Annotated in this window: 4 protein-coding genes and 2 tRNA genes; all 6 read left to right on the top strand. The window is 43.9% G+C overall.

What is annotated here, in order from left to right:
• Positions 1-123: 123 nt before the first annotated feature.
• The 6 genes from IJ369_RS06740 (at position 124) to IJ369_RS06715 (ending at position 3,276) form a co-directional block, all read left to right on the top strand.
• Positions 124-204 (top strand) — tRNA-Tyr (locus IJ369_RS06740).
• Between the two features lie 198 nt (positions 205-402).
• Positions 403-1,227, top strand: coding sequence for a stalk domain-containing protein (locus IJ369_RS06735; RefSeq protein WP_290717481.1), 825 nt, complete (start codon positions 403-405; stop codon positions 1,225-1,227).
• Between the two features lie 145 nt (positions 1,228-1,372).
• On the top strand, positions 1,373-1,705 hold the full coding sequence (locus IJ369_RS06730; protein ID WP_290717479.1) for a PadR family transcriptional regulator: 333 nt from the start codon (positions 1,373-1,375) through the stop codon (positions 1,703-1,705).
• A gap of 13 nt (positions 1,706-1,718) precedes the next feature.
• Positions 1,719-2,435: a permease prefix domain 1-containing protein gene (locus IJ369_RS06725; RefSeq protein ID WP_290717477.1), complete on the top strand. Its 717-nt coding sequence runs from the start codon at positions 1,719-1,721 to the stop codon at positions 2,433-2,435.
• Positions 2,425-3,054 (top strand): hypothetical protein, encoded by a 630-nt coding sequence (locus tag IJ369_RS06720; RefSeq protein ID WP_290717475.1) that lies wholly within the window; start codon positions 2,425-2,427, stop codon positions 3,052-3,054. The genes IJ369_RS06725 and IJ369_RS06720 overlap by 11 nt, the downstream gene beginning before the upstream one ends.
• A 136-nt stretch (positions 3,055-3,190) precedes the next feature.
• Positions 3,191-3,276: transfer RNA gene (locus IJ369_RS06715), tRNA-Leu, on the top strand.
• Positions 3,277-3,301 lie beyond the last annotated feature (25 nt).

Here is a 3,301-nt window from a genome sequence, read left to right as displayed (position 1 = left end):
CCTTTCTATGGAGTATTGGTTGTGACAATACGCTATTCTATTTTGAAAGCTTACGGGGCTTTCGCTTTTTATATATTCATATAGATAAGCGATTGGTTGTTTATAAAACAACTACGCTATTATGGGTGGATTCCCGAGCGGCCAAAGGGGGCAGACTGTAAATCTGTTGCGATAGCTTCGAAGGTTCGAATCCTTCTCCGCCCAGAAAAATGAGGACAAGTAGAAATGCTTGTCCTTTTTGCTTTACAAAATAGTTTTACTCTATAAACAGATAAACAAAATCAATTATTATTATCAATAAAAAATTATTATCAATAAATTCGTGGCAAATACTAGTAATTGAATGGGATTTATGGTATTGTAATAAAAAGAACAGTACAGATTGGAGAAAGGGTGAGTGTAATGAAGAAAAAATGGATGGCAATGGGGACTACGTTGGTAATGATTGCGGCGATGGCAATGCCCGTAATGGCCGCAGCAGAATATGAAACCGCAAGACTTCGTCCTGATTTCACCATTGTGATTGACGGGGAAGAAATGAACTTTAAACGGGCGGACGGCTCTGCAGCCTTCGCGCTGGTTTATGAGGATTCCACTTATCTGCCTTTGAGAGCCATTGGCGAAGCTTTGGGCAGAAATGTAAACTGGGATGAAAAAACAAAGACGATCACATTGGAAGGCCAAAGAACAGCGAAAGATTCTTCCAATAAGGCGGTAGAAGGTACAGCAAAGAATGTAACTGTTCAGGTAAGAAATGACTTTACCATCGTGATCGATGGCAAGGAACAGACATTCAAGACATCTGCCGGCAAGGCGATCTACCCCCTGTTGTATGATGGTTCCACATATCTGCCCCTGAGAGCGATTGGTCAGATCATGGGCAAAGATGTAAACTGGGACAATGATACAAAGACGGTAACACTGACCAGTGAAGGCTATACCGTAACGGATGCGGACAGCTTTGATAGCAAAAAAGATACAGTAACGGACGCTGATACATTTAAAGAAAGTAGCCCTGATATCGGTTTGGAAGAAGCAAAAGCAATTGCACTGAAGCATGCTGGTTTGACAGAAAGTCAGGTTTCCAGGCTGAAAGCAGAAAAAGACCGTGATGATGGTGTAGTGAAATATGAAGTCGAATTTGAAAAAGACCGTGTAGAATATGATTATGAGATCAACGCGGAAACAGGTAAAATCCTGAAAGCGGAAAAAGATTACGATGATTAAGAAATAAGATAGTAGAAATCGAAAGATATCTCCTCCTCAAGCGGAAAGGCTCCTGAACTGGGGCTTTTTCTTTGCTTATTGACATGCCTAGTATATCTAGGTATAATAAAAATACATAGAAGATCTAGGCATGGGAGGGAGAAGTATGGATAAAAACCTGATCGGCGGCAGCACGATTCTGATGCTGTTGGCGCTTTTGGAAGAAAAAGATTGCTATGGCTATGAGATCATCAAGGAATTGAAGGAGCGCAGCCAGAATGTATTTCAGTTCAAGGAAGGGACGTTGTACCCTGTTCTGCACAGGATGGAAAACCAGGGCTATGTGAAATCCTACAGAGCCAAAGCGGAAAACGGCAAAGAACGCAAATATTACCGCATCACAGCGGCGGGCAAGGCCCAGCTGGCGGAGGAAAAGAAGCAGTGGGAAGTTTTCAGCACTTCCGTGGAACGTGTCATTGGGGCAAGAGGATTCGCTTGAGAGGGGTGGAGCTATGGAAGAGAAAAGATGGGAGAATTACCTCAATGAGGTGCTTTCCTTCGTGAAATTCAAATATGACCATAGAGCCATCCGCAGGGAATTGACAGAACATATGCAGGATCTGAAGGAAGACCTGATGGCGGAAGGCATGGACGAAGCCGCTGCGGCTTATATGGCCGTGGAATATATGGGGGATGCAGCGGAGATCGGACAGGCGCTGGATAAAGAACACGGGGTGATTCTGGGGTGGATTTGGAGAATTACGAGAACGGCAGCAATCATTCTGATCGTGGTGAACATTCTTCCTATGATCACTTTTGTGGGAGGGGTGTTTTCGAATCTGTTTTCTGAATATGAACCTCCGGAAGATGTGGCCGAAGTATGGCACATGGAACTGGACAGAGAATATCAGATTTATGATGATACACTGATTTTAGGGGATATTTATTACTATGAAGATGGTATGATGGATGTGGTTTATCGGACGAAACGGAATCCTTTTGCCAGAAGTATCGACTGGACGTTGTCGATCAACTTAGGAATCTGGGATGCGGAGGGAAATGACATCAGGAAAGGTGGTGGCGGCTTCAAGCAGGGAGGCTATTACGGATTTGGTGTCGACCATCTGGATGAAGTGCCTACAGATGCGAAAACCCTGAAAATTTATTGCGGTGACCTAGTGGTAACGGTAGATCTGGAGACGGGGGAGGTGACGGACAATGAAGCGTAAAAAACAAATCGTGCTTTATGTTTTGCTAATAATCGTACTTTCCTATTTTTATCTGTTATATAATCGGTTGTATTTCAGTGCAGAAGATGTGTTTTATGCCTGTGAAAGAGGCTTGCGCAGCGGACATTCTGAGGAAATTGTCCTGAAATATGAACTGGGGGACGATGCTGTGATGGTGGTAGGCAGACAGGAAGATGGGCTGTTTGTAGTGCCAGCAGAACGGACGCATCTTTTCCTTTGGAGAATGAAGAGCGGCGGTATCGACGGGGAATACCGTTGCGATGGGGATGTGGACGGTTACCTGAGCAGGGAGGGAAAGGTGCTTGGTTTGTGCCGGAACCCTGAAATTGCGAAGGTTTCTTTTATCGTAGGAAACTGGGGAGAACGAAACTGGCAGGAATTTATATGTACTCCCGATGAGGATGGGTTCATTTATTATGAAACAGATTTTGAGAATATGGATGATTATGTCATCTATTGGGAAGGTAGAAATGCCGATGGTGAAGTGATCTATGCCGATGGGGAGGATGGTCTGGCGGAATCTTTGCGCAGTGAAATTTTTACCCCCGAAGCAAAAGAAGTAACAAAGCCTTTCATCACCGCTCCTGATTTGGAATAAAAGGAAGTCCTGATTTCTCCGCTCTTTTTCAGGGTGGAGAAACTTTTTTGAAAAAATTGAAAAAAGTTGTTGACAAATGGTTTTGGTTTTGGTATATTAATTGAGCGGCTGAAAACAACGCAAGATTTCAAGATTTGCCCGAGTGGCGGAATTGGCAGACGCACAGGACTTAAAATCCTGCGGTCCTAATCGACCGTACCGGTTCGATCCCGGTCTCCGGCATTAATTTAATATAGTAAGCCCAGAT

Origin of the sequence: Anaerotignum sp., from assembly GCF_017483025.1 — a bacterium.
Lineage (GTDB): Bacteria > Bacillota > Clostridia > Lachnospirales > Anaerotignaceae > Anaerotignum_A.
This window is presented reverse-complemented; position numbering and strand designations above follow the sequence as displayed.